The 23648-nt window shown below is 73.9% G+C and carries 19 protein-coding genes and 1 tRNA gene; 13 read left to right on the top strand and 7 right to left on the bottom strand.

Annotated features, from left to right (window positions below):
* Window positions 1-32 precede the first annotated feature (32 nt).
* On the top strand, window positions 33-830 hold the full coding sequence (locus tag ACGF7U_RS22370; RefSeq protein WP_393109523.1) for an isocitrate lyase/phosphoenolpyruvate mutase family protein: 798 nt from the start codon (window positions 33-35) through the stop codon (window positions 828-830).
* A 31-nt stretch (window positions 831-861) separates the two neighbouring features.
* On the top strand, window positions 862-1821 hold the full coding sequence (locus ACGF7U_RS22375) for a DNA polymerase domain-containing protein (RefSeq protein ID WP_393109525.1): 960 nt from the start codon (window positions 862-864) through the stop codon (window positions 1819-1821).
* 50 nt (window positions 1822-1871) lie between these two features.
* Here ACGF7U_RS22375 and ACGF7U_RS22380 read toward each other — a convergent pair whose 3' ends face one another.
* Together ACGF7U_RS22380 and ACGF7U_RS22385 are read right to left on the bottom strand one after the other, a co-directional pair.
* Window positions 1872-2534 (bottom strand): response regulator, encoded by a 663-nt coding sequence (locus ACGF7U_RS22380; RefSeq protein WP_393109527.1) that lies wholly within the window; start codon window positions 2532-2534, stop codon window positions 1872-1874.
* Window positions 2531-3676, bottom strand: a complete 1146-nt coding sequence (locus ACGF7U_RS22385) for a sensor histidine kinase (RefSeq protein WP_393109529.1) — start codon at window positions 3674-3676, stop codon at window positions 2531-2533. The genes ACGF7U_RS22380 and ACGF7U_RS22385 overlap by 4 nt, the downstream gene beginning before the upstream one ends.
* A 243-nt stretch (window positions 3677-3919) precedes the next feature.
* On the opposite strand from ACGF7U_RS22385, the gene ACGF7U_RS22390 reads away from it, so the two are divergent.
* On the top strand, window positions 3920-4423 hold the full coding sequence (locus tag ACGF7U_RS22390; RefSeq protein ID WP_393109531.1) for an anthrone oxygenase family protein: 504 nt from the start codon (window positions 3920-3922) through the stop codon (window positions 4421-4423).
* Window positions 4424-4796: 373 nt separating this feature from the next.
* Window positions 4797-5315, top strand: a complete 519-nt coding sequence (locus ACGF7U_RS22395) for a hypothetical protein (protein ID WP_393109533.1) — start codon at window positions 4797-4799, stop codon at window positions 5313-5315.
* Between the two features lie 216 nt (window positions 5316-5531).
* Here ACGF7U_RS22395 and ACGF7U_RS22400 read toward each other — a convergent pair.
* Window positions 5532-5606: transfer RNA gene (locus ACGF7U_RS22400), tRNA-Arg, on the bottom strand.
* Between the two features lie 163 nt (window positions 5607-5769).
* Here ACGF7U_RS22400 and ACGF7U_RS22405 point away from each other — a divergent pair.
* Entirely contained in the window at window positions 5770-6687 is a 918-nt protein-coding gene (locus ACGF7U_RS22405) for a DUF2268 domain-containing protein (RefSeq protein ID WP_393109535.1), read from the top strand.
* A 93-nt stretch (window positions 6688-6780) separates the two neighbouring features.
* Here ACGF7U_RS22405 and ACGF7U_RS22410 read toward each other — a convergent pair whose 3' ends face one another.
* The 3 genes from ACGF7U_RS22410 to ACGF7U_RS22420 all read right to left on the bottom strand — a co-directional run bounded on the left by ACGF7U_RS22410 (window position 6781) and on the right by ACGF7U_RS22420 (window position 9160).
* Complete coding sequence (locus ACGF7U_RS22410; protein WP_393109638.1) at window positions 6781-7473, bottom strand: winged helix-turn-helix domain-containing protein; 693 nt, start codon at window positions 7471-7473, stop codon at window positions 6781-6783.
* A 212-nt stretch (window positions 7474-7685) separates the two neighbouring features.
* Window positions 7686-8351 (bottom strand): DUF305 domain-containing protein, encoded by a 666-nt coding sequence (locus ACGF7U_RS22415; protein ID WP_393109537.1) that lies wholly within the window; start codon window positions 8349-8351, stop codon window positions 7686-7688.
* Between the two features lie 8 nt (window positions 8352-8359).
* Window positions 8360-9160: a DUF3105 domain-containing protein gene (locus ACGF7U_RS22420; RefSeq protein ID WP_393109539.1), complete on the bottom strand. Its 801-nt coding sequence runs from the start codon at window positions 9158-9160 to the stop codon at window positions 8360-8362.
* Between the two features lie 99 nt (window positions 9161-9259).
* Here ACGF7U_RS22420 and argS point away from each other — a divergent pair, with 99 nt between their 5' ends.
* From argS to ACGF7U_RS22450, 6 genes are all read left to right on the top strand, one after another.
* A complete protein-coding gene (gene argS, locus ACGF7U_RS22425) occupies window positions 9260-10924 on the top strand; it encodes an arginine--tRNA ligase (RefSeq protein ID WP_393109541.1) in 1665 nt (554 codons plus the stop codon).
* Between the two features lies 1 nt (window position 10925).
* Entirely contained in the window at window positions 10926-12311 is a 1386-nt protein-coding gene (gene lysA, locus ACGF7U_RS22430) for a diaminopimelate decarboxylase (RefSeq protein ID WP_393109543.1), read from the top strand.
* Between the two features lie 8 nt (window positions 12312-12319).
* Complete coding sequence (locus ACGF7U_RS22435) at window positions 12320-13633, top strand: homoserine dehydrogenase (protein ID WP_393109640.1); 1314 nt, start codon at window positions 12320-12322, stop codon at window positions 13631-13633.
* 208 nt (window positions 13634-13841) lie between these two features.
* Window positions 13842-14891 carry a threonine synthase gene (thrC, locus tag ACGF7U_RS22440; protein WP_393109545.1) on the top strand — a complete coding sequence of 350 codons (1050 nt, stop codon included), beginning with the start codon at window positions 13842-13844 and terminating at the stop codon, window positions 14889-14891.
* A 136-nt stretch (window positions 14892-15027) separates the two neighbouring features.
* Window positions 15028-18306, top strand: a complete 3279-nt coding sequence (locus ACGF7U_RS22445) for an efflux RND transporter permease subunit (RefSeq protein ID WP_393109547.1) — start codon at window positions 15028-15030, stop codon at window positions 18304-18306.
* Window positions 18307-18420: 114 nt separating this feature from the next.
* On the top strand, window positions 18421-19659 hold the full coding sequence (locus ACGF7U_RS22450) for an MFS transporter (RefSeq protein ID WP_393109549.1): 1239 nt from the start codon (window positions 18421-18423) through the stop codon (window positions 19657-19659).
* A gap of 12 nt (window positions 19660-19671) precedes the next feature.
* On the opposite strand, the gene ACGF7U_RS22455 is transcribed toward ACGF7U_RS22450, so the two are convergent.
* Window positions 19672-20178 carry a hypothetical protein gene (locus ACGF7U_RS22455; protein ID WP_393109551.1) on the bottom strand — a complete coding sequence of 169 codons (507 nt, stop codon included), beginning with the start codon at window positions 20176-20178 and terminating at the stop codon, window positions 19672-19674.
* Between the two features lie 167 nt (window positions 20179-20345).
* Here ACGF7U_RS22455 and thrB point away from each other — a divergent pair, with 167 nt between their 5' ends.
* Both thrB and rho read left to right on the top strand, forming a co-directional pair.
* Complete coding sequence (thrB, locus tag ACGF7U_RS22460; RefSeq protein ID WP_393109553.1) at window positions 20346-21287, top strand: homoserine kinase; 942 nt, start codon at window positions 20346-20348, stop codon at window positions 21285-21287.
* Window positions 21288-21583: 296 nt separating this feature from the next.
* Entirely contained in the window at window positions 21584-23635 is a 2052-nt protein-coding gene (gene rho, locus ACGF7U_RS22465) for a transcription termination factor Rho (protein WP_393109554.1), read from the top strand.
* Window positions 23636-23648 lie beyond the last annotated feature (13 nt).

A 23648-nucleotide genomic window follows, 5' to 3' on the forward strand; every position in this document is an offset into this window, starting at 1 on the left:
GAGGCGGGCGGTGGCCGGCCGACAATCGGCGCATGACCGACACCCTCGCGGGCCGGGCGGAGGCGCTGCGCGCGCTGCACCGGCCCGGTGATCCGCTGGTCCTGCCCAACGCCTGGGACGCCGGCTCCGCCCGCCGCGTCGTCGAGGCCGGCTATCCGGCCGTCGCCACCAGCAGCAGCGCCGTCGCCGAGTCGCTGGGCCACGCCGACGGCGAGGCCACCCCGCCCGGGGAGATGTTCGCCGCCGTCGCGCGCGTCGCCCGCGCGGTCGCCGTCCCGGTCACCGCGGACCTGGAGCGGGGGTACGGGCTGCGCCCGGTCGAGCTGGTGGAGCGCCTGCTCGACGCCGGGGCGGTCGGGCTCAACCTGGAGGACTCCGACCCGCGTACCGGCCGGTTGGCCGATGCCGGGGCGCAGGCCGACCTGCTGGCGGAGGTACGGGCGGCGGCCGACGCGGCCGGGGTGCCCGTGGTGCTCAACGCCCGGATCGACGTCTTCCTCGGGTCCGGCGGCGATCCCGCCGCCCGGCTGACCGAGGCGGTCCGCCGGGCCACCCGCTACCTCGCCGCCGGCGCGGACTGCGTCTACCCGATCCTGCTCGCCGACCCGGCGGCGCTGTCCGCGCTGGTGGCGGCCGTGCCCGGCGCGGTGAACGCGCTCGCCCGTCCCGGCGCGCCGGCGGTGTCGGCGCTGGCCGCCCTCGGGGTGGCCCGGGTCAGCTTCGGCGGTGGCCTGTACGCCGCAGCCCGCGCGCACACGGACCGGCTGCTCCGCGTCGTGCGGGCCGGCGGCGACCCGTTTGTCGCGGATCAGTCCGCCGCGTCCGGTTGACCGCCGGCCGCCGGGCCGCGAAGGTGGTCGGATGAGTCGCGCTGACGAGACCCGCGACGGGGTGTCGCTGACCAACCTCGACCAGCCGTTGTCCGACGGCGACGACGCGACCAAGCGGGACCTGGTCGACTACCTCGACGCCGTGCGCGAGCGGATCCTGCCACCGCTGCGCGGCCGGCCGCTGTCGGTGATCCGGGTCCGGCCCGGGCAGCCCCCGTTCATGCAGAAGAACCTGCCGAAGTACACCCCGGACTGGGTGCGCCGCACCTCGGTCTGGGCGGAAGCGTCCCACCGCGAGGTCTCGTACGCGCTCTGCGACGACCGGCGCACCCTGCTCTGGTTCGCCAACCAGCGCGCCGTGGAATACCACCCCACCCTGGCCACGGTCGACGACCTGCACCGCCCCACCCACCTGATCCTCGACCTCGACCCGCCGGAGGGCGACTCGTTCGGGCTGGCGGTCGCCGCCGCCCTGCTGGTCCGGCAGGCGCTCGCCGACGCCGGGCTCACCGGCGCGGTCAAGACCAGCGGCGCCAAGGGCGTGCACGTCTTCGTGCCGGTGGCGCCGGGCGCCGCCGTGGAGGACATGGCCGCCGCCACCCGCGCGGTCGCGGCCCGCGCCGAACGGCTGGACCCGGCCCTGGCCACCACCGCCTTCATCCGCGAGGACCGGGGCGGCAGGGTGTTCGTGGACTCGACCCGCGCCGGTGGGGCGACCGTGGTGGCGGCCTACAGCCCTCGGCTGCGGCCGGGCGTGCCGGTCTCCTTCCCGGTGGACTGGGCCGACCTGGGCGACGTCGCCCCGGCGGACTTCACGATCCGCACCGTCCCGGCGCTGGTCGCCGACCGGGACCCGTGGGCCGAGCGGATGCCGGCGCCGCAGCAGCTCCCGGCGGACCTGGTCGCCGAGGGGCACACCATCCCGATCGCCCGGGTGCAGGCCATGCACGAGGGCAAGCGCCGGGCCCGCGCCCGCCGCGCCGCCGGCTGACGTACGCGCACCGCCGCCCCGGTCCCCGCCACCGCTCCGGTGCCGGCGGCTCACCGCTCGCCGGGTCGCACGAGCCCGCTCTCGTAGGCGATCACGACCAGCTGGGACCGGTCGCGGGCGTTCAGCTTGGTGAGCAGGCGGCTGACGTAGGTGCGGGCGGTGTCCGGGCTGAGGTGCAGGGCGGCGCCGATCTCCGCGTTGGACCGTCCGGCGCCGACCTGGGCGAGGACGTCACGTTCCCGCTCGGTGAGCCCGGCGAGCCGGGCGTGGTCCGGCACGGGGGAGCGGGCGGCGGCGGCGAGCACGCGACGGGTGACGGCGGGTGACAGCAGCGCGTCCCCGCCCGCCACGGTGCGTACGGCGGCACGCAGGGCGTCGGGCGCGGTGTCCTTGAGCAGGAACCCGGCCGCCCCGGCGCGGATGGCGTCGAAGAGGTACTCGTCGTCGTCGAAGGTGGTCAGCATGACGACCTGGACGTCGGCGAGGTCGGGGTCGGCCAGGATCCACCGGGTCGCCTCGATCCCGTCGGTGCCCGGCATGCGTACGTCCATGAGGACGACGTCCGGCCGGCGGGCCCGGACGGCGGACAGGCCGGCGGCCCCGTCGGCGGCCTCGGCGACGACGGTGATGTCCGGGGCGCGTTCGAGCAGCGCGCGGAGTCCGGCGCGGATGAGGTGCTGGTCGTCGACCAGGACGACGCGGACGGGCGTCATGCGCGAGGTCCGGACAGCGGTAGTCGGACGGACACCCGGAAGCCGCCCGTCCCGGCGTTGCCGGTGTGGACGGTCCCGCCGAGGAGGGCCACCCGCTCGGACATCCCGCGCAGCCCCTGGCTGCCGCCGTCCTGCCCCGGGGACGCCGCGACGCCACGGCCGTCGTCGACGACCTCCAGCGCCAGTTGCGAGCCGGTCGCCCGGACGGTGACCTCGACCCTCGTGGCCCGCGCGTGCCGCAGCGTGTTGGTCAACGCCTCCTGCACGACGCGGTAGGCGGTCGTGCCCACCACGGCCGGCAGCGTGTCGACGTCGCCGTCGACGCACAGGTCGACCGGGAGTCCGCTGCGGCTGACTCCCTCGGCCAGGGCGGCGAGCTGGTCGATCCCCGGCGGTGGCCGGCGGACGCCGGCGTCGCCGCGCAGGGTGCCCAGCGTCGCGCGCAACTCGGCCATGGCGCTGCCGCCCGCCGAGCGGATCGCCGCGAGCGCCGCGCTCACGCGCTCCGGCGCGCTGTCGGCGAGCGCCTCCTGCGCCACCGCGGACTGGAGCGTCACCACGGACATCGTGTGCCCCAGGGTGTCGTGCACCTCCCTGGCGATGCGCAGCCGCTCCGCCTCCACCTGCCGGGCGGCCTCCCGCCGCCGGTCCTCGGCCGCCACGAGCGCCTGCCGGGCCAGTTCGGCCCGCAGCGAGCGCCGGTTGCGGACGGCGTCGCCGAGGGCGACGACGGCCAGCATCAGCGCCGCCTCGGACCCGAGGCCGAAGCCGAGGACGATGGCGGTGTCGTCGCCCTCGGCCAACCGCGTCACCACCGACACCGTCAGCAACGCCCCACCGACGACCGCCGCCCACCGCACCCGGCCCCGCTCCGCCGTCGCGTACAGGACGGCGGCTGCCGGGGCGGCCAGGCCGATCGGCGGCAGGCCGAACGTGTAGTACGCCGTGATGCCGAGCGCGGTCGCCAGCAGCGCCGGCACCGGCCAGGCCCGGGCGACCAGCAGCAGGGCCCCGAACCCGACCGCGAACCCGTACGCCACCGGGGCCTCCGGCCTGTCGCCGGTGGCGACGGCCGTCGCGACCAGGCAGAAGGTCGCCAGGCCGAGCAGGGCGTCGGTGCGGGTGGGGCGGGATACCGGCACGCCACGAGCGTAGGGCCAACCGGGCGTCGGCACTGTCGCCCGAGGGCGTCCGTTCGGGGTCGCGGGCTACGTCGGGAAGCGACCGCGGACGCGCGGGCGGGCGACCGGCCGGCCCCGGCGCACGCCCGGAAGCGACCCGGATTCGCGCTTCCGGGCGGCAGACCGGCGACGGTCGGTCGGCCTAGCGTCGGCGACGACCACGCGGACGGCGTCTGCCGGCGCGACGGATCGGCAGGAGGAACCATGACCCGCAACAGGCTGACCTGGACGGTGCTCGTCGCTCTGGTGTGGGCGTCGATGCTGTCGTTCGGCGGCGTCGCCGCCGAGACCGTGATGCTCTACCCGAACATCTTCGACGACCCGCCGGCGTCGCTGGACCGCGCCCGCGAGTTCCTGGTGGCGGGCGGGCCGAGTGACTACTTCCCGCCGCTCGGCGCCGTCGTCGTCCTCACCTGTCTCGCCGCGGTGGTGCTCACCTGGCGGAACCCCCGGCTGCGGTGGTGGATCGTCGGCGCGGCGGCGGTGTTCCTCGGCTGTGAGTTCCTGTTCTCCGTGTTCTTCTTCTGGCCGCGCAACGAGATCATGTTCGTCGACCCGGTCGGCACGCACTCCCCGGAGTACCTGCGTCAGGTCGCCGCCGAGTTCGTCGCCGGGCACCGGGTGCGCCTCGTGGGCGGCGCGGTGACGTCCGCGCTGGCCTTCACCGCGCTGCTGCGCTGGGCTCGGGACACCGCGCCACGGACCTGAGCCGGACGGCCACCGGGGCGGGCGCGCGAGCGTCCGCCCCGTTCGTGTTCGCCCGCCCCGGCAGAATCCGCACCTGCGCCCCCGGGACGGATGCGCCTCTTTCGGTCGGGGTCCTGCCGTTCACCAGTGCGAACGCCGGCCGGGCGGGCGAGACGGTGGGCGCCGGCACGCACCCGGCGCACGGGCTCTCCCGCGGCCGGCACGTGTCCGGTGGCGACCATGATCCGTTAGGTAGTGTCCCGCTCATGATCGCGCTGCCCCCCGCCTCGCGTTCATGGCGATTCCGCGCCGCATCGGCCCGCGCCGTCGTCGTGTCGTGCCTCGCGGTCCCCCGTCGGGCGGGGGCGGCCAGCCCGTTTTCGAGGAGGATCTGGTGATCAGAGCCCACGCGAAGGTTCTAGCCCTGATCGTCGGTGTGCTCTTCGTTCCGTTGAGCCTGGTCGGGTGCGCGAGGAACGAGGATTCGGGGGAGACCAGGATCTTCGAGATCGAGAACACGGAGGAGGTCTTCGGCAAGGGGGACGAGGTAGACGTGACCGTCCGGAAGCACTACATGATCCTGAACCCACCCGAAGACCTGACGGAATTGAAGGAGTTGGTCGAGGAGTACGGCAAGGAGCACCCGATCGAAGGGGGGATCGACGTGGCGGCGGGGAAGTCCCGGCTCTTCCACATGTACTTCTACCGGGAGAGCGACGATCTGCCGAGGGACTGGCAGCCCGATGAGGGCTACCTGAACACGGACCGGCTGGAACATCACAAGAACGATCTCATCGCGGCGATGAGATGGTCGGATGTCGACCCGCGGAAGCGATACGACATCTATGACAAGAGCGAGGACGGAAAGGTGGTCGAGAGGCTGCGGTTCGTCGAGGACCAGCTTGTCGGGTAGGGGCCGCGCCGCAGGGTTGCTGCTGGCCACCGCCACGGGTGGTCCGGCCTGCCGGCAGACCACGGTCAACTCCCGCCGCAGAGCTGGGCGGACCGGCGGCCGCGGCGGAACTTCGGCGCGGGCACCCGTCGCCGGCCGCTCGACGGCCGGACACGGCCGGCACACGAGAAAGGCCGCTTACCGGGTTTGCCCTGGTCAGCGGCCTTTGGTCGACTCTGGTGCCCCCGGCAGGATTCGAACCTGCGCCCCCGCCTCCGGAGGGCGGTGCTCTATCCCCTGAGCTACGGGGGCTCAGCGACTGGAGAAGAGTAGCAAACGCCTCCTGTGATCACCGAATCGGTATCCGCCATCCCGCCGTGTCGGGCGCCCGCGCCGGGTCCGGCGTCCAGAGCCCCGGCCCCGGCCGCCCCTTCGGTTGACCCTGACGCGGCGTCAGTGTCTAGCGTCGGCCGACATGACGATCACGGTTCTCGACACCTACCCCGCCATGAAGCGGATCCTGCGGGCCCCGGTCCCGGATCGCGTCGCCATGCTGCGCGCGATGCTCGAGCCCGCCAGCGGCATGTACCGCTACTTCCCCGGGGAGGTCGACCTGGTGGCGATGCACCGGATGGCGTCCGGATTTCCCCTCGACCGCGACGAGGCGCGTTGCCTCGACGCGCTGGAGACGCTGGCGACGGCCGGGGCCTGGGAACGGGTGCGGCGCGCCCTCGACGACGCGCTCGCCGTGCAGTTGGCGGCGACGCCGGGGCTGGAGGTGCCGGACATCACCGTGCTGGTCGTGCTCGGTGACCCTGGTGACGAACACTTCATGGGGCCCAGCCTCGGCGTCACCGGGAACGGCGGGATATCGGGATACATCCTGATCACGCTGTGGCCCTACCCGGAGAACGTGGCACGGTTGGCGGCCACCGCCGCGCACGAGCTGCACCACAACCTGCGCTACGGTCCGGGCGGGGTCGTGTGGAGCCCGACGACCGTCACGGTCGGCGAGCACGTGGTCTCGGAGGGGCTGGCCGACGCGTTCGCCCGCCAGCTTCACGGTGACGAACTCGGCTACACCCGCATCGGGGTGCCGCACCTGCACGACGAGGCGGTCTTCGCCAAGGTGGTGTCCGGCCTCGGCGTGACCGGCATGGAGAACTTCACGGCCTGGGTGCACGGCGACGCCAGCGCGGAGCGCTTCGGCGCCGCGCCGGTGGGACTGCCGACCGGGGCCGGGTACGCCGTCGGCAACAGGCTGGTCGACACCTACCTGGCCGTGACGGGGCAGACGGCGGTGCAGGCCCTGCACGCGGACAGCTCGGAGGTCATCGCCACGGCGCTGCACGCGGCCACCGGCCGCCCGGCGCGTCCGGTGGCTGCCCCGTAGCCGTCACGGGCACGCACCCGCCGCGCCGCGAGGGGGCGGCGGGCGCCCGCGTCCATCCGGGGCCGGGGCGCGTCGCCCTCCCCGGCGGGTGGTTCAGGCGGCGAGCGAGCGACCGCAGCTCGGCAGCGGGTGCAGCACGATGCGGCGGGGCAGGCGGCGGGGCCACTCGTTGCGGGGCCAGGAGCCGTCGACGATCAGGTGCACCGTCCGCTGCTCCTCGCCGCTGAGCCGCAGCACGAAGTCGCGGGGGAGCGGCGGGTCGACCGACGGCGTGGTGATCATGAAGCGCACCCGGCCCCGGGACGAGACGGCGGAGATGACGTCCGCCGCCGGCATGGTGCCGCGCAGGCGTACCCGGCCGATCCAGTAGACCTCGGCGAGGTGCTCCTGGGCCGCCCGGGTGATGGCCGGGTACTCGCTGCGCACCCAGCGCTCGACCGCGCCGACGCAGAGCCCGCAGGCCCGCTCCCGGGGCTCCCGCGGACCCAACCCCCAGGCCCGCAGGTACGCCCCGACCGCCCCGGCGTCCATGGCCGCCTCGAAACGGCCCTGGATGAGGGTGTGCAGGCTCTGCCGCGTCCACAACTCCTCGTCCAGGCCCAGGTCGTCGGGGTAGACGCCCCGCAGGACGTCGATCAGTTCGAGTTCCTGTTCGCGGCTGAGCGTCCCCGGCTCGCCCTGCCGCTGTCCGCGACGGACGGCTGCCACCGCCCCGTCGCCGCCGATGGTGTGGCGCCGGCACCAGCTGGTGACGGAACGCCGTGCGTCTCTCAGTGCAACCCCCACGTCCTGCGCAACGAGCCCGAATCGCAACTGGTCACGATATGTGTGGAGAAAATTCTCTTAGTGTTGTAATCGGTCGGACCGCACAGTCGCCCACGTATGGCATCAAACCGGGCAGGCGGGCAACCCCGGAACGGGCGAGAGGTCCGCGTCGGCCGGAAAACCGGCGGTGACGCGGACCTCTCGACGGACAGCGGGCGGGGGCGGCGGCGGGGTCAGCCGCCCAGGCGCTCCAGCGCGTTCTGGAGGTTGGTCAGGTCGTTGCGCTGGGTGTTCTTCATGGTCTGGGCCGTCCTGACCACGTCGGCCTCGTCGCTGGCGTCGAGCACGCCGTCGATCATGTGGATACCGCCCAGGTGGTGCTTGATCATCATCCGCAGGAAGAGGGTGTCCAGCTCGCGGCCCTCGGCCGCGCGCAACTTCGCCATCTCCTCGGGGGTGGCCATGCCCGGCATCAGGCCGTCCTTGACCAGCCCGGCGCCGTCGGACATCCAGGACATCGCCGGCTGGCTGCCCGTGGGGTCGAGCCCCCACGAACGCAGCCACGTCTGCATCGTGCCGATCTCACCCTGCTGGGCGGCGGCGATGTCGCCGCCGATGCTGCGCACCTCGGGGTCGGTGCCCTTGTCGAAGGCGATCATGCCTATCTCCACCGCCTGCGCGTGGTGGGTCATCATGTCCCGGGCGAAACCCGCCTCGACCGAGGCGTCGCCCGGCCGGGTCAGCCGGGGCGTCAGCAGGCCGCCGGCGTACCCGAGGAGCAGCCCGACCACGACGGCGAGCGCCAGCGCGGCCGTGCCCCAGCGGCGCCCGGACGGCCGCCGCTGCTCCGGAGCCGGGCCGTCCAGCTCGCTGGCCTCGATCGTGGTCGGGGTGCTCATCGCTCTCCTCAGCCCTGCGGCATCTGGTTGCCGTCGCGCGGGGTGGTGCCGGTGGCGGTGATGCCCTCGCTGCACAGCGCGGTCGGGCCCTCGATCGACGCGTTGACCCGCAGCGTCTTGATGAACTCGTCGATCCGGCCGTCGTCGGCGTTGTCGACCTTGAGCTGGTAGCCCCAGGCCTGCAGGGAGATCGGCTTGTCCAGCCCCTCGAACGGGCTGAGCATCAGCTTCTCCTTGCCCTGCACCTTCTCCTTCAGCTTCGCCACCTGGTCGGCGGGCAGGTCCGGGCGGTAGGTGATCCAGACCGTGCCGTGCTCCAGGCTGTGCACCGCGTGCTCGTTGGCGATCGGGGCGTCGTAGGTGTCGCCCATGCAGTTCTGCCAGGCCGCGTTGTGCGGGCCGGCCACCGGCGGGAGCACCGAGTAGGTGATGGCACCCGCCTGGTGGTTGCCGCCCTCGACGAGCTTCTTGTCCTTCTCCCGGAAGTTGACGATGCCGTCGATCGCGGCCGCCCGGTCCTCCCACGGCTTGGAGCCCTGGAATGCCGCCCAGGCGCCGTAGCCGATGATCGACGCGGCGAGCACGCCCACGGCGACGAAGAGCGCGATCGGGCCCCAGGAGCGGCCCTGGCTCACCTTCACCGGCGTGACCGGCTTGCGGCCCTTGCCCCCGGCGCCCGGACGGGGACCCGTCGGCTTGCCGGACCCGGCCTTGGCGCCGGCGGCCGGCCGGCCCGCCGCCGGCTTCTTGCCGGTGCTGACCACGGTCGGACGGCGCTCGGGGCCGCCACCCGGTGTGCTGATGCTCATCGTGCCTCGTCAGGTCGGTCGGTCAGGGGATCCGGCGGGCCGGTTCACACTCTGGGTCGCCGCCGCGGGTGCCGAGTCTACCCCCGATAACATGGATCGGTGACTCCCGCAGAACTCGCCGAGGTCGTCCTCTCCGCAGCCCACGCCGTCTTCACCGAGCGGGGCCTGGACCGCTCCGCCCTGCCGGGCTCCACGGCGGTGGAGCGACCCCGCAACCCCGAGCACGGCGACTACGCCTCGACGCTGGCGCTCCAGCTCAGCAAGAAGGTGGGCGTCCCGCCGCGCGAGCTCGCCACCGCCCTGGCCGAGCAGCTCGGCCGGGCCCCGGGGGTCAAGTCGGTGGAGATCGCCGGCCCGGGCTTCCTCAACATCCGGCTCGACGCGGCCGCCGCCGGCCAGCTCGCCCGGACGATCGTCGAGGCCGGCGAGGAGTACGGCCGCAGCGACCGGCTCGCCGGCCAGAAGATCAACCTGGAGTTCGTCTCGGCGAACCCCACCGGCCCGGTGCACATCGGCGGCGTCCGCTGGGCGGCCGTCGGCGACGCGCTCAGCCGGCTGCTGCGCGCCACCGGCGCCGACGTCGGCACGGAATACTATTTCAACGACGCCGGCTCGCAGATCGACCGCTTCGCCCGCTCGCTGCTGGCCGCCGCGAAGGGTGAGCCCGCCCCCGAGGACGGCTACGCCGGGGCGTACGTCACGGAGATCGCCGGCGCCGTCCGGGGCGTCCGTCCCGACGTGCTGGAGCTGGACGACGCCGCCGCCCAGGAGGTCTTCCGGACCGAGGGCGTCGCGCTGATGTTCGCCGAGATCAAGTCCTCGCTGCGCGGCTTCGGGGTCGAGTTCGACACCTACTTCAACGAGAAGGACCTGCACGACCGGGGCGAGCTGGACCACGCGCTCAACCGGCTGCGCGAGCAGGGCCACACGTTCGAGGCCGACGGCGCGACCTGGCTGCGCACCACCGACTTCGGGGACGACAAGGACCGGGTGTTGCGCAAGTCCAACGGCGAGTGGACGTACTTCGCCGCCGACTGCGCCTACTACCTCGACAAGCGCGAGCGCGGCTTCGAGCGGGTCGTGATCATGCTGGGGGCCGACCACCACGGCTACATCGGCCGGATGAAGGCGATGGCCGCGTGCTTCGGTGACGATCCGGAGCGCAACCTGGAGATCCTGATCGGCCAGCTGGTCAACCTGGTGCGCGACGGGGCTCCGGTCCGGATGAGCAAGCGGGCCGGCACCGTGGTGACCCTGGAGGACCTGGTCGACGCGATCGGCGTGGACGCCTCCCGGTACGCGCTGGCCCGCTACTCCAGCGACTCGCCGATCGACATCGACGTGGAGCTGTGGACCCGGGCCACCCGCGACAACCCCGTCTACTACGTGCAGTACGTGGCGGCCCGGACGGCCAGCGTGGGCCGCAACGCGGCCGAGGTGGGGCTGACCCGGGGCGACGCCGAGGCGTTCCGTCCGGAGCTGCTCGCCCACGAGAAGGAGAACGAGCTGCTCAAGGCGCTCGCCGAGTTCCCCGCCGTGGTCGCCACGGCGGCCGAGCTGCGGGGGCCGCACCGGGTGGCGCGCTACCTGGAGGAGTTGGCCGGGGCCTACCACCGGTTCTACGACGAGTGCCGGATCCTGCCGCGCGGCGACGAGGAGATCACCGACCTGCACCGCGCCCGGCTATGGCTCAACGACGCCACCCGCACCGTGATCGCCAACGGGCTGCGCCTGCTCGGCGTCTCCGCGCCCGAGAGGATGTGACATGCGAGCTCACGAGGCCGGCGCCCTGCACGGGGACATCGGCAGCCGGGGGCCGGCGTGGCTGCGTACCCCGGCCGACGTCAACGCCCTGGTGCCGCAGCTGTGGCCGCGCAACGTGACGCGCGGCGCGGACGGCGCGCTCGCCGTGGCCGGGCTCGGCGTCCGCGATCTCGCGGCCGAGTTCGGCACCCCGGTGTACGTGCTCGACGAGGGCGACCTGCGCTCGCGCTGCCGCGACTTCCGCGACGCCTTCGCCGGCGTCGACGTCTACTACGCCGGCAAGGCGTTCCTCTGCCGCGCGGTGGTGCGGATGATCGACGAGGAGGGCCTGCACCTCGACGTGTGCAGCGGCGGCGAGCTGGCCACCGCGCTCGCCGCCGGGATGCCGGCGGAGCGGATCGGCTTCCACGGGAACAACAAGTCGGTCGCCGAGCTGACCCGGGCGCTCGACGTCGGGGTGGGGCGGATCATCGTCGACTCGTTCACCGAGATCGACCGGCTCAGCGCGCTGGCCCGCGAGCGGGGCGTCCGGCCGAAGGTGCTGATCCGGGTCACCGTCGGCGTCGAGGCGCACACCCACGAGTTCATCGCCACCGCGCACGAGGACCAGAAGTTCGGCTTCTCGCTGGCCGGCGGGGCCGCCGCGGCGGCCGCCTTCAAGATCCTCGACGAGGACGTGCTGGAGCTGCGCGGCCTGCACTCGCACATCGGGTCGCAGATCTTCGACGCCAGTGGCTTCGAGGTCTCCGCCCGCCGGGTGCTCGCCCTCCAGGCGCAGATCCGCGACGCGCGCGGGGTGGAACTGCCCGAGCTGGACCTCGGCGGCGGCTTCGGCATCGCGTACACCACCCAGGACGACCCGTCCACGCCGCAGGACCTGGCCAAGCGGCTGCGCAAGATCGTCGACGGGGAGTGCGCGGCCGAGCAGCTCGCCGTGCCCCGGCTCTCCATCGAGCCGGGCCGGGCGATCGTCGGGCCGGCCGTGTTCACCCTCTACGAGGTCGGCACGGTCAAGGACGTCGACGGAATCCGCACGTACGTGAGCGTGGACGGCGGGATGAGCGACAACATCCGCACCGCGCTCTACGACGCGTCCTACTCCGCGACGCTGGCCTCCCGGGCGTCGGCGGCCGAGCCCATGCTCGCCCGCGTGGTGGGAAAGCACTGTGAGTCCGGGGACATCGTGGTGAAGGATGAATTCCTGCCCGCCGACGTGCAGCCCGGAGATCTTGTCGCGGTGCCCGGCACGGGCGCCTACTGCCGGAGCATGGCCAGCAACTACAACCATGTACCCCGGCCCCCCGTGGTCGCGGTGCGGGACGGCCAGGCACGCCTGATCGTCCGGCGGGAAACCGAAGAGGACCTGCTCGCATTGGATGTGGGATGACGTCACCTGTGCGCCTGGCGCTGCTCGGCTGCGGCACGGTCGGCAGCGAGGTGGTCCGGCTGCTGCACGAGCAGTCGGCCGACCTCGCCGCCCGGATCGGCGCCCCGCTGGAGATCGCCGGCATCGCCGTACGCCGTCTCGGCCGCGACCGGGGCGACCTGCCGGTCGACCCCACGCTGTTCACCACCGACCCGCTCGGGCTGATCAAGCGCGACGACGTGGACGTGGTGGTCGAGGTGGTCGGCGGCATCGAGCCGGCGCGGGGCTGGCTCGTCGAGGCGTTGCGGGCCGGCAAGAGCGTGGTCACCGCCAACAAGGCGCTGCTCGCCGAGGACGGCGCGGCCCTGCACGACGCGGCGGCCGAGGGCGGCGGCGACCTCTACTACGAGGCGTCCGTGGCCGGGGCGATCCCGCTGCTGCGCCCGCTGCGCGAGTCGCTGCACGGGGACCGGATCAACCGGGTCACCGGCATCGTCAACGGCACCACCAACTTCATCCTCTCCGCCATGGACGCCACCGGCGCCGGCTTCGCCGAGGCGCTGGAGGAGGCCACCGAGCTGGGGTACGCGGAGGCCGACCCGACCGCCGACGTGGAGGGCTTCGACGCGGCGGCCAAGGCGGCCATCCTCGCCTCGCTGGCGTTCCACACCCGGGTGAGCGCCGCCGACGTGCACCGGGAGGGCATCACCGAGGTGACCGCCGCCGACGTGGCCAGCGCCAAGGCCATGGGGTGCACCATCAAGCTGCTCTGCATCGCCGCGCGGGGCACCGACACGGGTGGCCGGGAGACGGTCAGCGTGCGGGTGCACCCGGCGATGATCCCGCTGACCCACCCGCTGGCCAGCGTCGGCGACGCGTTCAACGCGGTCTTCGTCGAGGCCGAGGCGGCCGGCCAGCTCATGTTCTACGGCCGCGGCGCGGGCGGCGCGCCGACCGCCAGCGCGGTCCTCGGCGACGTGGTGGCCGTCGCCCGCAACCGCCTCGCCGGGGTGCGCTCGGCCAGCGAGTCCGCGTACGCGGACCTGCCGGTGCGGCCGATGGGGGAGGCGCTGACCCGCTACCACGTCAGCCTCGACGTGGCCGACCGTCCCGGTGTCCTGGAGGCGGTGGCCGGGGTCTTCGCCCGGCACGACGTCTCGATCGCCACCGTGCGGCAGGGCCCGGCGGGCGGCGGCGCCGCCGGTCGCGGCGAGGACGCGGACCTGGTCATCGTCACCCACGTGGCGCCGGACGCGGCGCTCGCCGCCACCGTGCGCGAGCTGCGCGGGCTGGACATCGTCCGTTCCGTGGCGAGCGTGCTGCGGGTCGAGGGCGAGGCGTGACCCGTTCCGGCCCGCCGGTGCCCCCGCGCTTCGCCGGCCCCGGGCAGGTCGGGGGTCGGTCCGCGCGACGCGCGCGGGCCGGCGGGGGCCCGGCCGCGTTCGCGTCTCGCCAGGTGGTTAACGCCGGGTGCGCCGCCGTCGGGCCGGGCAGGCTGGTCCACGCTGAGGGTGCCCCGGCCCGACGGGGCGATAGAGCGAGGAGAGCGACATGTGGCGGGGCCTGATCGAAGCGTACCGGGATCGTCTGCCGGTCACCGACGCCACCCCGGTCGTGACCCTGCACGAGGGGAACACCCCGCTGCTGCCCGCGCCGGTGCTCTCCGCCCGGCTCGGCTGCGACGTGCACCTCAAGGTGGAGGGGGCCAACCCGACCGGCTCGTTCAAGGACCGGGGCATGACGCTCGCGGTCTCCAAAGCGGTCGAGGCCGGCAACAAGGCGATCATCTGCGCCTCCACCGGCAACACCAGCGCCTCCGCGGCGGCGTACGCGGCCCGCGCCGGCCTGACCTGCGCGGTGCTCGTGCCGCAGGGCAAGATCGCGCTGGGCAAGCTGGCCCAGGCGCTGGTGCACGGCGCGAAGCTGCTCCAGGTCACCGGCAACTTCGACGACTGCCTGGCGCTGGCGGCGAAGCTCGCCCAGGACTACCCGGTCGCCCTGGTCAACTCGGTCAACATCGACCGGCTGCACGGCCAGAAGACGGCCGCGTTCGAGATCGTCGAGGCGCTCGGCGACGCGCCCGACATCCACTGCCTGCCGGTCGGCAACGCCGGCAACGTCTCCGCCTACTGGTTGGGCTACTCGGAGGAGTTGCGCGACGGCAACGCCACCCGCGCGCCGAGGATGTACGGCTTCCAGGCGGCCGGCGCGGCGCCGATCGTCACCGGCCAGGTGGTCCGCGAGCCGTCCACGATCGCCACCGCCATCCGGATCGGCAACCCGGCGAGCTGGACCAGGGCCCTCGACGCCCGCGACTCCTCGGGCGGCCTGATCGCCGCCGTCACCGACCGGGAGATCCTGGCCGCGTACCGGCTGCTGGCCCGCGAGGTCGGGGTCTTCGTCGAGCTGGGCAGCGCCGCCAGCGTGGCCGGTCTGCTCCAGCAGGCCGCCGCCGGCAGGATCCCGGCCGGCTCCACGGTCGTGTGCACGGTGACCGGCCACGGCCTGAAGGACCCGGAGTGGGCGATCTCCACCGCCCCCGCCCCGATCACCATCGCCAACGACCCCCTCGCCGCGGCCCGTTCGCTGGACCTGGCCTGAACCACACCTGCACCGCACCCGGTCCCACCCGTCCTGTGAGCGGGACCGGGAGCGGGGGCGGCCGGTGCGGGGCGGAGCGGGTGGGGGACACTTTTCCCGCCCCCGCAACCGTTTCCTCCAGGAGTGAGCCACGCCGATGTCGCTGCTCGCCAGATTCAGCCTCGCCAATCGAGGGCTGATCGCCCTCATCGCGGTGGTGACCACGGCGTTCGGACTGTTCGCCGTGCCGTCGCTGAAGCAGCAACTCCTGCCGTCGCTGGAGTTCCCGGCCGCATTCATCGTGGCGGCGTACCCGGGCGCCGGCCCGGAGGTCGTCGAGTCGCAGGTAACCGAGCCGATCGAGAACAGCCTCCAGGCCATCCCCGGCCTGGACAAGATCACCTCGACCTCGCGCGAGGGCTCGACGACCGTCCAGGTGCAGTACGAGTTCGGCACCGACCTGGACGACGTGGTCAACAAGATGGAGACCGCGCTCAACCGGATCGACACGCAGCTGCCGGAGGGCGTCGACCCGCAGGTCATCGCCGGCAGCACCGACGACCTGCCCGCCGTGGTGCTCGCCGCCTCCGGCGGCGGCGACCAGCGAGCCCTCGCGGAGAAGCTGCGCGGCGCGGTCGTGCCGGAGCTGGAGGCGATCGAGGGCGTGCGGTCGGTCGACGTGACCGGCGCCCGGGACGACGTCGTGGTGGTCACCCCGAACCCGGCGAAGCTGGCGGCGGCGAAGCTCCAGCCGACCGCGATCGGCGCCGCACTCAAGACCAACGGCGTGACGGTGCCGGCCGGCGCGGTGGCCGACGGCAGCCGGGCGCTCCCCGTGCAGGTGGGCACCCCGCTCGCCACGCTGGACGACCTGCGCGGCATCGTCGTCGCGCCGGCGGCGGGGAAGACGGCTCCGGTCCGCCTCGGCGACGTGGCCGCCGTCGAGCAGCAGCTCGCTCCGGCCACCGCGATCACCCGGACCAACGGCAAGGACAGTCTCGGCATCGCGATCACGGCCGCCCCGGACGGCAACGCGGTGGAGATCTCGCACGAGATCCGGGACCGGCTGGCCGAGCTGCGCGAGGCCTCCGGCGCCGAGCTGACCGTGGTCTTCGACCAGGCGCCGTTCGTCGAGAAGTCCATCGAGAGCCTGACCACCGAGGGCCTGCTGGGCCTGGTCATGGCCGTCATCGTCATCCTGGTCTTCCTGCTGTCGATCCGCTCCACCGTGGTCACCGCGGTCTCCATCCCGCTCTCGGTGGTGGTCGCCCTGATCGCGCTCTGGATCGGGGACTACTCGCTGAACCTGCTCACCCTCGGCGCGCTCACCATCGCGGTCGGCCGGGTGGTCGACGACTCGATCGTCGTGCTGGAGAACATCAAGCGACACCTGGAGTACGGCGAGCCGAAGCGCGAGGCGATCCTCGCCGCCGTCCGCGAGGTGGCCGGCGCGGTGACCGCGTCCACGCTCACCACGGTCGCCGTCTTCGCACCGATCGCGCTCGTGGGCGGCTTCGTCGGGCAGCTGTTCGCGCCGTTCGCGATCACCGTCACCGTGGCCCTGCTCGCCTCGCTGCTCGTCTCCCTGACCGTCATCCCGGTGCTCGCCTACTGGTTCCTCAAGCCCTCCGGCGGCACGGCCGACGACGCCGCGGTGCGCCGGGCGGCGGAGGAGAAGGAGCTGCGCAGTCCGTTGCAGCGGGCGTACCTGCCGGTGATCGGGTTCGCCACCCGCAAGCGGGCCACCCGCTGGATCACCCTCGGGCTCGGCGTGCTCGTGCTGTTCGGCACGTTCGGCCTGTCCCGTCAGCTGGAGACCAACTTCATCGACGACTCCGGCCAGGACACCCTGAGCATGACGCAGGAGCTGCCGGCGGGCACCGGGCTGGCCGGCACCGACGCGGCGGCCCGCCAGATCGAGGCGGTGCTGGAGCGCACCGACGGCATCGAGACGTACCAGGTGACCGCGGGCGGCGGGGACAACCCGTTCGCGGGCGGCGGCAACAACGTCGCCACCTGGTCGCTGGCCCTCGGCGGCGAGACCGACGCCAAGGAGATGCGGGAGGTTCTGCGCAAGGAGATCGACGCGCTGGGCGCGGCCGTCGGCGAGGTCAGCTTCGGCGCCGGGCAGGGCGGGGCCGCCGCCAACCAGCTGGAGGTCGTGGTCCAGGCCACCGATCCGGAGGCGCTGACCCGGGCCGCCGACGAGGTCCGGGCGGCGATGGCCGCGGTGCCTGACGTGGAGGACGTCTCCACCAGCCTCGCCACCCGGGTGCCGCGCGTCGACGTCACCGTCGACCGCGTCGCCGCCGGCCGGGTCGGGCTCACCGAGGCCGCCGTCGGCCAGTTCGTGGCGCAGGCGTTCCGGGGCGCGCCGCTGGGCCAGGTGACTCTGGACGGCGGGCAGCGGGACGTGGTGCTGCGGTACGCGGGCAAGGTGCCGGTCTCCGTCGAGGAACTGCGCGCGCTGCCGGTGGGGCCGGTGAAGCTGGACGACATCGCCGAGGTCACCGTTGCCGAGGGGCCGCAGCAGGTGACCCGGATCGCCGGTGAGCGCAGCGTCTCCGTGACCGGTACGGCCACCGGCTCCAACCTCGGCGCCACCACCCAGGAGCTGCAGAAGAAGCTGGACGCCATCGACGTGCCGGGGGCGACCTTCGCCATCGGCGGCGTCAGCGCCGACCAGGAGGAGGCCTTCGCCGACCTGGGCCTGGCCGTGCTCGCGGCCATCGCGATCGTCTTCCTGATCATGGTGGCGACGTTCCGCAGCCTGACCCAGGCGCTGATCCTGCTGATCTCCGTCCCGTTCGCGGCGACCGGCGCGATCGGCCTGCTGCTGGCCACCGGCACCCCGCTGGGCGTGCCGGCGTTGATCGGCGTGCTCATGCTGGTCGGCATCGTGGTGACCAACGCGATCGTGCTGCTCGACCTGATCAACCAGTACCGGGCGCAGGGCATGGGGGTCCGGGAGGCGGTGGTCGAGGGTGGCAGGCGCCGGCTGCGGCCGATCCTGATGACCGCGGTCGCCACCATCTTCGCGCTGCTGCCGATGGCGTTCGGCCTCACCGGGGAGGGCGGCTTCATCTCCAAGCCGCTGGCGATCGTGGTGATCGGCGGCCTGCTCAGCTCGACGCTGCTCACCCTGATCCTGGTGCCGACGCTCTACACGATGGCGGAGAACACCAAGGAGAGCATCCGCTCCTGGCGGGCCCGCCGCTCCGGTGGCGCGCCGGCCGCCCCCGCCGCACCGCCGGCCGACGCCCCGGCGACGGGGCCGGAGCCCGGCGAGCCGGCCCGGGTGCCGGCGGCGGCGTCGACGGGCGCGGAGGCGTCCGCCCAGCCGGCGCCGTCGGCCGCCCTGCTGGACGGCACCGACCAGTTCGAGGTGCTGCGGCTGCCGAAGAGCCGCCGGTCCCCGCTGCCGCCGGCGGAGTAGCACCCGGCACGTCCGCGAACGCCCCCGACGGGTCCGCCGTCGGGGGCGTTCGTGTTCGGTCAGGTACCCGCCGCAGGTCGTGGCGCGTCGGCCGCCGCCGGGTAGGGTCCGGACGTGCCGTCCACCGTCTCGGTCCTCGCCCGCAACCGCAACTTCCGCAACCTCTTCCTGGCGGAGCTGGTGGTCTTCGGCGCCGACTGGTTCGTCATGGTGCCGCTGCTGGTGCTCCTGCCGGACCTGACCGGCAGCGGGGTGTGGGGCGCCCTGGTGCTCGCCGTGGACACCGGCATCGTGGCGCTGCTGCTGCCGTACACGGGCACGGTCGCCGACCGGTTCGACCGGCGCAAGATCATGATCGGCGCCAACGTCGCGTCCCTGCTCGGCGTGCTGCTGCTGCTCGGTGTGCGCAGCGCCGGCACGGCCTGGCTGGCGATGGTCGGGATCGGCGTGGTGGCGGTCGCCAAGGCGTTCTACTCCCCGGCGGCGCAGGCCGCCCTGCCCAACGTGCTCGACCCCGACGAGCTGGCCGCGGGCAACGCCGTCGCCGGGTCGGCCTGGGGCACCATGACCGTCGTCGGCGCATCGCTCGGCGGCGTGCTCAGCGCCGCCGCCGGCCCGTACGCCTGCTTCTGGGTGGCGGCGGTCGGGCTGGCGGTCGCGGCGGGCCTGGCCGGGCTGATCCGCCGACCGTTGCAGGCGCCCCGCGACGCCGACCGGCCGGCGCAGCAGACCTGGGCGGCGATCCGCGAGGCGCTCGGCTACATCGGGCACCGCCCGAGGGTGCTGGCGCTGGTCACCGTCAAGTCCGCGGTCGGCCTGGGCAACGGTGTGCTGACGGTCTTCCCGCTGCTCGCGGCAGTGTACGGCGTCGGGCCGGTCGGGACCGGGCTGCTCTTCGCGGTCCGCGGGGCGGGGGCGCTGGTCGGGCCGATCCTGATGCGCCGGGTGCTGACCAACCGGGCCTGGCTCCTGTCCGGGCTGGCGCTGTCCATGTCCCTCTACGGCCTGGCCTACCTCGGCATCTCGGTCGCCGGCTGGTTCCCCCTGGTGCTGGCCCTGGTCTTCGTCGCCCACTTCGCCGGCGGCAGCAACTGGGTGATGTCGAACTTCGCCCTGCAGGGCGAGGTGCCCGACCGGTTGCGCGGGCGGGTCTTCGCCACCGACATGATGCTGGCGACCCTGGCCATCTCGGTCAGCCAGCTCGCGGTGGCGGCCGTCGTGGACGCGGTGGACGAGCGGGTGGTGCTGGCCGGCTGCGGCCTGGTCACGCTGGTCTACGCGGTCGGCTGGCGCATCGCCACCCGCGGGCTCTCCCTCACCGACCCGGTCGGGGACCCGACCCCCGCGCGCTGACCCGTCCGACGGTCAGAGCGGTCCCGCCCCGCCCGTCCCGTCCGGCCGGGACCGGCCGCCCCACTGACCCGGCGCCCCCGGCACGGCAGAGGCGTCCGCCGTCCACCCGGGGGTGGGCGCGGGCTGCCCGGTGAGGGCCGGCGCGGGCCCGCCGGGCGGCCAGCCGCCCCAGGGGTTGGCCTGCGCGTCGCCCGCCCGGCGCCCGGTCAGCACCGCCGCGATCACCAGACCCAGCCCGAGCGGGTAGGCCAGGCCCTGCACCACGCCGTACGCCGTGTTGACGAGCTGGAAGTTGGACCGCCCCCAGTCGGCGGTGAACATGCGGGGCATCAGCACGATCCAGGCCAGGCTGAGCGCCGAGGTGACCAGCAGCACTCCCAGCCCGGACAGGGCCAGCAGCCGGGGTCGCCGGGGCAGCCGGCGCCCGGCCGTCGCGGTCAGCACGATGCCGACCAGCAGCACCAGCACCGTGGGGGCCTCGACGGCGGTCACCGTCGCCACGTACCCGAAATCGCCCACCCTGCCTCCCCACGGCCGACGCTCGGGTCAGGCTAGCGGAGCGGCGCCAGTCCGACCGCCCGCCGCCGCCCGGCGGTACCGGGGCGCGATCGTCCGGCCGGCGCGTGACCCGTCCCACCCGGCGGGCGGAAGGCCGCGACGTCGGTGCGGAGCCCTAGCATGAGCCCGTGCCGACATTCGCCTCCGATCCGGTCCGGGTCCGGGTCCCCGCCACCAGCGCCAACCTGGGGCCGGGCTTCGACGCCCTGGGGCTCGCCCTGGCGCTCTACGACGACGTGGCCGCCGAGGTCACGGCGGAGGGCGTCACGGTGGCCGTGACGGGGCAGGGCGCCGGGGAGCTGCCGACCGACGACCGGCACCTGGTCGTCCGCGCCATGCGGGCCACCTTCGACGCGCTGGGCGGCCAGCCGCCGGGCCTGGCGGTGGAGTGCGTCAACCGCATCCCGCAGGCCCGCGGGCTGGGCTCCTCCTCGGCCGCCATCGTCGCCGGCGTGCTGCTGGCCCGGGCCCTGGTGACCGACGGGGAGGTCCGGCTGGACGACGCCGCCGCGCTGCGGCTCGCCGCCGACATCGAGGGCCACCCGGACAATGTGGCGCCCTGCCTGCTCGGGGGCTTCACCCTGGCCTGGACGGAGCCGTCCGGGGCGCGGGCGGTGTCGCTGCCGGTCGCCGCCGGCGTACGGCCGACGGTCTTCGTGCCGCAGGAGCGAGGGCTGACGGCGGCGGCGCGGGCCGCGCTGCCGGCCACCGTGCCGCACCGGGACGCGGCGCTCAACGCCGGGCGGGCCGCGCTGCTGGTGCACGCGCTGACCGCCGAGCCGGCGCTGCTGTTGCCGGCGACCGTCGACCGGCTGCACCAGGACTACCGCGCCGACGGCATGCCGGGCAGCGCCGCCCTGGTCAGGGCGCTGCGTGCGGCGGGTGTGCCGGCTGTGGTCAGTGGGGCGGGCCCGACCGTCCTGGCCCTCGACGGGCCGCCCGAGGGCTTCGAACCGGGAACAGGTTGGCAGGTCTGGCGGTTGGACCCGGACGGGAGCGGCGCACGGGTCGCTCGGGGTAGACTGGGACACGCGGAGCGGGACCCTGTTGCCGCAGGTCGGAAGAGTTGATTACGCTCTAGACTTAGCACAGCCGCGAAGCATGCGATCTCCCTGCGGGTCGGCGCACCCCCGAAGCTTTCGGCGGTCAGCCCGTCACCCCTGCCTAGGCCCACGCCGCACCGCAGTCTTCACAGGTCGCCGCAGACGGCGAGACCTGCTCACCGACGTCGGTGAGTCGGGAAACCGACCGGCTGCTGTGTCACAGACTCCCGCGACGCGTCCATGCGAGGCGGGTGCACCGAGGCCGCCCGGCCACCTTGCTTTTCGACTCCGGGCAGTCCCGGCCTATCGAGGGAAGGAATCCATTGAGCGACACCACCGACGTGACGTCGGATGTTTCCAACGTCGCTGGCGATGCCACCACCGCCGCCGCCCCCGCCCGTCGTCGGCGTAGCGGCACCGGCCTGTCGGCGATGCTGCTGCCGGAGCTGCAGAGCCTGGCCGCGTCGCTCGGCATCTCGGGCACGGCTCGCATGCGTAAGGGCGAGCTGATCAGCGCGATCTCCGAGCGGCAGGGCGGCGCCGCCGCCGGGACCCCTCGACCGCGGGCCGAGGTCGCGGCCGCCGCCGCTCCCGCCCGTGAGGAGGTCCACGCCGGGGTCCGCGAGGCCACCGAGCGGCCGGAGGCCGAGCGGCGGACCGCGGAGCAGGCCCCGGCGGAGCCGGCGGCAGTCGAGACCGAGGGTCGTGGCCGCACCCGGCGCAGCCGGGCCGCCGCCGCCGAGGCACGGGCCGCCGAGGCCCGTCCCGCGGAGACCCGCACGGAGGAGGCCGAGGCCGGCGAGCGTGCCGACCGGGCCGAGGGCCGTGGCCGCGAGCGCACCGAGCGTGCCGAGCGCACCGAGCGCACCGAGCGTGCCGAGCGCACCGAGCGTGCCGAGCGCACCGAGCGTGGCGACCGCACCGACCGTGCCGAGCGGGGCGAGCGGGGCGAGCGGGGCGAGCGGGCTGAGCGGGGCGACCGCACCGAGCGTGCCGAGCGGGGCGACCGCACCGAGCGTGCCGACCGCACCGAGCGGGGCGAGCGCGGTGAGCGTGCCGAGCGGGGCGACCGTAACGAACGGGGCGACCGGGGCCAGCGCGCCGAGCGTGACACCGACGGCGACGACGACGAGAGTGGCGGCCGGCGTGGCCGGCGCAGCCGGTTCCGGGACCGTCGCCGTGGCCGGGGCGAGCGGGCCGAGGGCGGCGGCGAGGCCGGGCGCGAGCCGCAGGTCGGCGAGGACGACGTGCTCGTCCCGGTGGCCGGCATCATCGACGTGCTCGACAACTACGCCTTCGTGCGGACCACCGGCTACCTGGCCGGCCCGAACGACGTCTACGTCTCGATGTCCCAGATCAAGAAGTACGGCCTGCGGCGCGGTGACGCCATCACCGGTGCGGTGCGCGCCTCGCGCGACGGTGAGCAGCGGCGGGACAAGTACAACCCGCTGGTGCGGCTGGACACCATCAACGGGATGGAGCCGGACGAGGCGAAGCGCCGGCCCGAGTTCTACAAGCTCACCCCGCTGTACCCGCAGGAGCGGCTGCGGCTGGAGACCGAGCCGCACATCCTCACCACCCGGGTGATCGACCTGGTCATGCCGCTCGGCAAGGGCCAGCGCGCGCTGATCGTGTCGCCGCCGAAGGCGGGCAAGACGATGGTGCTGCAGGCCATCGCGAACGCGATCACGCACAACAACCCGGAGTGCCACCTGATGGTGGTGCTGGTGGACGAGCGCCCCGAAGAGGTCACCGACATGCAGCGGTCGGTGAAGGGTGAGGTCATCGCGGCGACGTTCGACCGTCCGCCGCAGGACCACACCACGGTGGCGGAGTTGGCGATCGAGCGGGCGAAGCGCCTGGTCGAGCTGGGCCACGACGTGGTCGTGCTGCTCGACTCGGTGACCCGGCTCGGTCGGTCGTACAACCTGGCGGCGCCGGCCAGCGGCCGGATCATGTCGGGTGGTATCGACTCCACCGCGCTCTACCCGCCGAAGCGTTTCCTGGGTGCGGCCCGCAACATCGAGAACGGCGGCTCGCTGACCATCCTCGCCACCGCGCTGGTGGAGACCGGGTCCATGGCGGACACGGTCATCTTCGAGGAGTTCAAGGGCACCGGCAACGCGGAGCTGAAGCTGGACCGGAAGATCGCCGACAAGCGCACCTTCCCGGCCATCGACATCCACCCGTCCGGCACGCGTAAGGAGGAGATCCTGCTCGCGCCGGAGGAGTTGGCCATCATCCACAAGCTCCGCAAGGTCCTGCACTCGCTGGACTCGCAGGCGGCGCTGGACCTCCTGCTCGACAAGCTCAAGCAGACCCGCACCAACATCGAGTTCCTGATGCAGATCGCCAAGTCGACGCCGGGGGAGTGAGCCTTCCCGGGCG

The organism is Micromonospora sp. NPDC047670 (assembly GCF_043204915.1).
Lineage (GTDB): Bacteria > Actinomycetota > Actinomycetes > Mycobacteriales > Micromonosporaceae > Micromonospora.

Coding starts and splice junctions, on each gene's coding strand:
- ACGF7U_RS22380 (WP_393109527.1), bottom strand. CDS start 2,534: ATGACGCCCGTCCGCGTCGTCCTGGTCGACGACCAGCACCTCATCCGC.
- ACGF7U_RS22420 (WP_393109539.1), bottom strand. CDS start 9,160: ATGAGCATCAGCACACCGGGTGGCGGCCCCGAGCGCCGTCCGACCGTG.
- ACGF7U_RS22375 (WP_393109525.1), top strand. CDS start 862: ATGAGTCGCGCTGACGAGACCCGCGACGGGGTGTCGCTGACCAACCTC.
- ACGF7U_RS22445 (WP_393109547.1), top strand. CDS start 15,028: ATGTCGCTGCTCGCCAGATTCAGCCTCGCCAATCGAGGGCTGATCGCC.
- ACGF7U_RS22370 (WP_393109523.1), top strand. CDS start 33: ATGACCGACACCCTCGCGGGCCGGGCGGAGGCGCTGCGCGCGCTGCAC.
- lysA (WP_393109543.1), top strand. CDS start 10,926: ATGCGAGCTCACGAGGCCGGCGCCCTGCACGGGGACATCGGCAGCCGG.
- ACGF7U_RS22405 (WP_393109535.1), top strand. CDS start 5,770: ATGACGATCACGGTTCTCGACACCTACCCCGCCATGAAGCGGATCCTG.
- ACGF7U_RS22390 (WP_393109531.1), top strand. CDS start 3,920: ATGACCCGCAACAGGCTGACCTGGACGGTGCTCGTCGCTCTGGTGTGG.
- thrC (WP_393109545.1), top strand. CDS start 13,842: ATGTGGCGGGGCCTGATCGAAGCGTACCGGGATCGTCTGCCGGTCACC.
- ACGF7U_RS22415 (WP_393109537.1), bottom strand. CDS start 8,351: ATGAGCACCCCGACCACGATCGAGGCCAGCGAGCTGGACGGCCCGGCT.